At 36.1% G+C, this 5,752-nt stretch carries 8 protein-coding genes; 7 read left to right on the forward strand and 1 reads right to left on the reverse strand.

The genetic code is table 11. The features are described from left to right. Positions 1-157: 157 nt before the first annotated feature. The 7 genes from ACN0U3_RS14175 (at position 158) to ACN0U3_RS14205 (ending at position 5,274) form a co-directional block, all read left to right on the forward strand. A complete protein-coding gene (locus ACN0U3_RS14175; RefSeq protein ID WP_417266739.1) occupies positions 158-844 on the forward strand; it encodes a tetratricopeptide repeat protein in 687 nt (228 codons plus the stop codon). 284 nt (positions 845-1,128) lie between these two features. Further along, positions 1,129-1,779: a hypothetical protein gene (locus tag ACN0U3_RS14180; protein ID WP_417266740.1), complete on the forward strand. Its 651-nt coding sequence runs from the start codon at positions 1,129-1,131 to the stop codon at positions 1,777-1,779. Positions 1,780-2,070: 291 nt separating this feature from the next. Beyond that, the gene (locus ACN0U3_RS14185; protein WP_417266741.1) at positions 2,071-2,292 is read left to right on the forward strand and encodes a hypothetical protein; all 222 of its coding nucleotides are present in this window, start codon (positions 2,071-2,073) and stop codon (positions 2,290-2,292) included. A 260-nt stretch (positions 2,293-2,552) separates the two neighbouring features. Further along, positions 2,553-3,296 (forward strand): hypothetical protein, encoded by a 744-nt coding sequence (locus ACN0U3_RS14190; RefSeq protein ID WP_417266742.1) that lies wholly within the window; start codon positions 2,553-2,555, stop codon positions 3,294-3,296. Positions 3,297-3,507: 211 nt separating this feature from the next. Next, the gene (locus ACN0U3_RS14195; RefSeq protein ID WP_417266743.1) at positions 3,508-3,852 is read left to right on the forward strand and encodes a hypothetical protein; all 345 of its coding nucleotides are present in this window, start codon (positions 3,508-3,510) and stop codon (positions 3,850-3,852) included. 101 nt (positions 3,853-3,953) lie between these two features. After that, positions 3,954-4,547 (forward strand): hypothetical protein, encoded by a 594-nt coding sequence (locus ACN0U3_RS14200; RefSeq protein ID WP_417266744.1) that lies wholly within the window; start codon positions 3,954-3,956, stop codon positions 4,545-4,547. Next, positions 4,510-5,274, forward strand: a complete 765-nt coding sequence (locus tag ACN0U3_RS14205) for a hypothetical protein (RefSeq protein WP_417266745.1) — start codon at positions 4,510-4,512, stop codon at positions 5,272-5,274. Before ACN0U3_RS14200 ends, ACN0U3_RS14205 begins: the two co-directional genes overlap by 38 nt. Positions 5,275-5,390: 116 nt before the next feature. On the opposite strand, the gene ACN0U3_RS14210 is transcribed toward ACN0U3_RS14205, so the two are convergent. Beyond that, complete coding sequence (locus ACN0U3_RS14210) at positions 5,391-5,519, reverse strand: hypothetical protein (protein ID WP_417266746.1); 129 nt, start codon at positions 5,517-5,519, stop codon at positions 5,391-5,393. Between the last annotated feature and the right edge of the window lie 233 nt (positions 5,520-5,752).

Raw genomic sequence — 5,752 nt, forward strand, 5'->3', positions numbered from 1 at the left:
GGCGGTTTGTGGGCCTATTTTTTACTTGTGTTTCGCAGCGCTTCGTTGCGGCTTGTAAGCGCTCGTAGATTTCGCTACTTTTAGCTTTTTATAAGATCAGTAAAGCCACGTGTTTTAGCTGGTCGTTATATTTAATTTAACTGCATAACGAATATTTATGAAGGTACAGACAGCATTTTTAATAATTACGTTCATCATTGTTTCTAAAATTTGTTTTGGTCAAACTGGATATGAAGAACTTAAGAATGAGAACTTTGATGAAGCGTATAAAAAACTTCTACCTCTTGCAAATCAAGATGATTCGTTAGCTCAATTCTGCATTGCAATGATGTACGATGCAGGTAAAGGATTGAAACAAGATCAATCAATGGCATGTCACTGGTACAATAAATCTGGAATGAACGGTCATCCAATCGCTCAACTATATCTTGGATCAATGTATGAAAGTGGACAAGGTTGTCAACAAAACATGGACTCCTCACTTTTTTGGTATCAAAAAGCGGCCATGAATGGCCACCCTGACGGGGCATTTAATTTGGGCAAGCTTTATGAAATGAAAGAACTTCCTTTTTATAACGACTCTCTATCAATTATATGGTACACCAAAGCTTCTGAATTAGGTCATACAAGGGCGATGGGGAAGCTTGCTGTCAAACTATTTTTAAAGCAAGATTTAATAATGGCTCATGTTTGGAGCAACATTGCAGCGGAAAATGATGCTATACAAAAAGGCACTTCGACAAGAATACTTGTTGAAAAATATATGACGGAGGAACAAATTGAAGAAGCAATTAAAATCAAGTTAGAGAAATATAAACACTGGAAAGAACTAAAAGAAAACTAAATATAACATGCTGTATAGCGCATACGCTTTCGTGCTTTACTGGTAAGTAACTGCTACTCTCCCGTTCTTTCTGTGTTTTGTAGTTATCTAATTATTTCCGCAGGTCTTCCTTGTGCTTCTTGTGTCTCTTAGCCTACACGCAGGTTCCGGCTCGTAATTGGTAACAAGTTATCTGCAAGGGTTAGTGCAACTTGTCAGGAAACACAGAAATCACTAGCTTTCATCTATATTTTGCTTCTGGGGGCGTCCGCGCCATACAGGGGCGTTAACGGTAAGCGGAGAGAATGAGTAAGGACGAAATTTCATATGACATCAAGCTAGTTCATTCCATCTATCGAGGAAATACCCAAATCCTTTTAGAGCTTTCTCAAAAAAATTTAGAGAATAATAAACTCGAATTTGAAAATTATCTCAAAAGAGACTTCAGCAAAGATTTTAATAGTCAGGAACTTTCTAAACTGTCCAATATTGATTGGATTTTTCTAAACTCAATTTATATCTCTCTATTTTCGAATTTCGAAAATGTACTGTTTAAGTATGCAAGAATAGTTGAAGACTGCAGCACAAGTAATATAAAAATAAATGATATTAGAGGTCAAGGCCATATAGACCAATATAGAAAATACCTTGAATTGGTGGGGAAAATTGTAGTAGCTAAACAAATAGAACCTTGGAAAGAACTAGAAATTTACAAATTGGTCAGAAACAAACTGACACATGAGGGCGGTTATCTTATTCGAAATAAGAAATCAGATTTAGAGCAAAAACCTGAATTTAAATATCTAATTGAAAATAAGGTTTTATTGCCAGGCTCATTTGGACACATTAGAATTAGAGAAATCCATTTCTTAGAAAAGTTCTCTGAACTAACATTAAGTTTATCAACCAAACTGCTAAATGAAATCTCTGCCTTGTATAAAGGCCAATACCGCTAACATGACAAAAGATATTCAGTATATTATTGAGCATAAATGCTCTAAAACAGAATTCTTCGAGTATTTCTCGCTGGCTTGGACTCTATTTTGTTCAATTCCTTTTGCTATTATTGGGTACAGTCTTCTTTTTTATTCTAACTCCTTTGACTTCAGAATCCTTGGATTATTTCTTGGTGTTGGAATTACTGGATTAGTTATCCATGTTATTTATCAATTCAAACGTCTAAATAAATTTGAATCCATCAAACTAATGGAGATACACAAGCCAATTTCAGCGCTCTAATTAAAGTAATGAAGGAATTAGAGCCAGTTGAAGTGGATAACGATTTCAAAAATCAATATTTGTCATTCAAGCTGAAAAAGCATGGTTTTCCGAATTGGCTGACTTTCATAACTCTGGACAAACAGATTTTGATGAACGAACGACCCAACATTTGGGCATTTTGGTGGTCTGGAAATTTTGGAAAGAAAATAATTGAATTGCTTAAACAAAATGACGAGCTATACCGCTAACATGGTGTAAGAGCGCATTTGGTCTTCACCGTGCGAAGTCCTAAATACTTTGGTGCGGCTCGGCCGCACGTTCTTGGGTTTGCTTTCCACATCTACTTTCTTCTGTCACGGGCGGACTATCAACAGGAGCGCAGCGTTTCAAGCTACTCTCGTTCGAACTAGGTTAAAACCCAATAACGTGCTATTTTTATGCTCTGTAAAACAAGTAAACAAACGCGCCTTACACAGGCCGTTGGGTATAATTTGAACATGAGAAAACAATGAGTAAATATTATGCCGAAGAATATAGCTTTCCAGTCATAGGTTATCAATTAAAAGATGGTAAGGCAAAACTTGACAACATTTTCGGGACAGCTTCCTACATGAATAATAATGTGTTTGTTAGTGCAGCTCATAGTATCAAAAACGCTCAAGAATCTGAATTTGCAGGGATAGCTTTTCGAGATGATATGTCAAGTAATACTTATACATACCACTATATTAAAGAAGCAGAAATTTTTGAGGATTTTGATATCGGAATTTTCACATTGCACAATGGACATAAAAATGCTAAATCAAATCCATGGTCACTGGAGAAAATATCTGCATTAGAAGATGTTTATTCAATGGGATTTCCACATGGATATGAACCTGCACTAAAAAAAATCACCACAAGGGCGTTTAAAGGTCACATAGTAACTTCTCGGCAATTTGACTTGTTTCCAACTGAGCCAGATATTTATGAACTATCCTTTCATTGTCCAAAGGGAATTTCAGGTGCTAGCTTAAAAATTCTGGGATCCGAAAATATTGTGGGTTTTGTAATTGGTAATTCGGCTACTGAAATAGTCGTATTCTCCGAAAAAGAAATTGACGAGAGTAACGGTGAACGAACGGTTTATGAAAGAGTAGAATCGACCAAATTTGGAATTGCTATTTCTATTCAAAATCTAATGGATATTAAATCAAATATTCTTGGTGGAACATTCAGAGAATACCTTCTTAAAGAGCAACTGTTAAAATAAACTATACCCAACAAGGTACATAAAATCATAGCTTGGTTCACTGGTTAGGCGAGTTTGGTGTTTCATGGTTAGTACGCCAATCTTGCAGATTGGCGCGTAGGGTCGTACAAATTTACGAGCCAATCCGCAAGATTGGCTTGGTGGTAAACCGAATCTTCTTTACTTTTAGACAAGCTACGATTTATGTACGCAGCGTTGTGTGTAATTGGGAATGAAGAAAAAAGATCACATAAAAAACTTTAGCAATCCATGTTGGGTGTCTTATTTATCTCCCTACACATTGATAGTGCCTGATGGAGAAGAGCCCCTAAGGGTCGAACTAGATGACGTTAATGCTAACTCTTATAATCATGGAAAGCTTTGTAGCATCGTAAGTTCGAATAGTATAGAATCATTTGACTATGATTTAATGATCTGCTACGATGGGGCTATGGCGATAGCCAAATATGGAAAATTTGCACATAAAGAAAGTGCAGTTGACTTTTTCAACTCACTCTTTTGCAAACTCCTTCTTGGAGGTGTTTTTAGCGAGCAATTGATCGAAGAGACATTGTAAACGGGAGTATCCACGAAAGGCGAGCAATTTGGCCAGTTGACTTTGGCAATAGTGCATCAACTTATATGCATTCCAGACTTAGAATGAGGGTTGGAAATAACATGGATAGTATTTCACTTGTCGAACCTAACTTCATAACTCTAAGTGAATTCAAATCCGCATTGACTTTTGGGGATGGTATAACTTCTCAAATCAAAAATCTGACTCCAAAATTTCTACTTAGAGGGATTACTGAAATCATGTATAAAAACTGGGATTTAGTTTTATCTAATCTCTGGATATCTGTTGAACAATTAACCGATTTCATCTGGAATAACTTATACTTAGATAATCCCAAGTATCACCCTTCAACTGACATTGCTGGAAGAAAAAGTTCTATGAAGGATGATAACAGAACTTGGAGTACCTCAGTAAAGCAAGAACTCCTTTATCAAAATAGCATTTTTACTGAGGAGATTATTTCAAAACTACATCCTGCAAGAAAAGCTAGAAACAAATTAGTGCATGAAGGGAAAAGTGTTTCAAAGAGTGTCGCCTTGGACTTGTATGTTGGGGTCAAACTGCTTTTAGAAAAAGCATCTGGAATCGACAATCTTGAGCTGATAGACATTAGTGAACGTCCAGACTCATGGGACAGGGAAACGTCAAATTTTGAAGTTGAATATTTTAGGAATTGGGGTGTGGACAAAAAGTAAACTACACACAACAAATGATATAGCACATGCCTCTACTGAGCCACTTGCAACTGAAATGGAAAACAGAAACTTTACCTATATTAAAAAGTCCAGAGGCACGTGCCATATCTGGTCGTTACATGCAACTATGAAAACACGAATAATATTAATAGCACTTTCATTAGTTATAATGTCTTGTGCCACGGGTATTGAAGCAGACAATGAATATCAGAATTACTATTTAAATTTAGTACTATTTTCAAAATTGAAACAACAGAATAAGGATTACAACGAAGTACTATTCAATAGCTTAGCGGATAGCTTAAAAGAAGCGTCAAATACCACTTGGAATAGATATAAAAACGTCCTTCTAAACCTTGATACTTTTAGAAATGAGTTGATTGCAACTTGCGGTGGATATAATAGTGAGTCTATATTAGTTAATCCCTATGCATCTGAGTGTGTTTATGATCTATTTATAAAGCAAAACAAAGGGATAGAATTGGAAAATTTATTGAATGGCTATACAGATTTAATGAAAAGATACATTAATGTAGAAAGTTATGTTCTAGGTGCAGATGAAACTGATGTATTCCGTCTGGATCCAAGAATGAAAGGAAAAAAATTTCGCGAATTCTCATTTGAATCAGCAAATTTAACAGCAGTACTTAATAAAATTTCAATTCTAGAAATATGTGTTATAACAACATATACTAAATATGTTACGCAATTGAAATGCAGCATGTAACATGCTGTATGAGCGCATACGCATTAGTGCTTTCTATTTAGCAAGTGCAACTCTCCCGCTCTTTCTGTGTTTTCGGTATCTAATTATTTCCGTAGGTCTCCCTTGTGCTTTATGTGTCACTTGCCTTCACGCAGGTTTCGGCTCGTAGTTGGCAACAATGTATCTGCCAAGGTTTGTGCTACTTGGTAGGAAACACAGAAATCACTACTTTCAACTTTATTTGCTACTGGTAGCGTACGCGCCATACAGTGGCCGTTACATGGCATAAGGGTACGGTAAAGGGACATGCTTTACAGAGTTAAAGGGACATAGTTTACACTTTTAAGAGCAGTAATTTGTAAGAAAAAACAAATTGCTATGCCTTGGAAGAACACAACGACTATGGAACAAAAAATAGAATTTATCTGTGAATGGCGTACTAACAAGTATACTGTTACCGAGCTCTGTCAAGCTTTTGAAATCTCACGGCCAACTGCCT

This window comes from Brumimicrobium sp., assembly GCF_048268645.1.
GTDB lineage: Bacteria > Bacteroidota > Bacteroidia > Flavobacteriales_D > Crocinitomicaceae > Brumimicrobium > Brumimicrobium ulvae.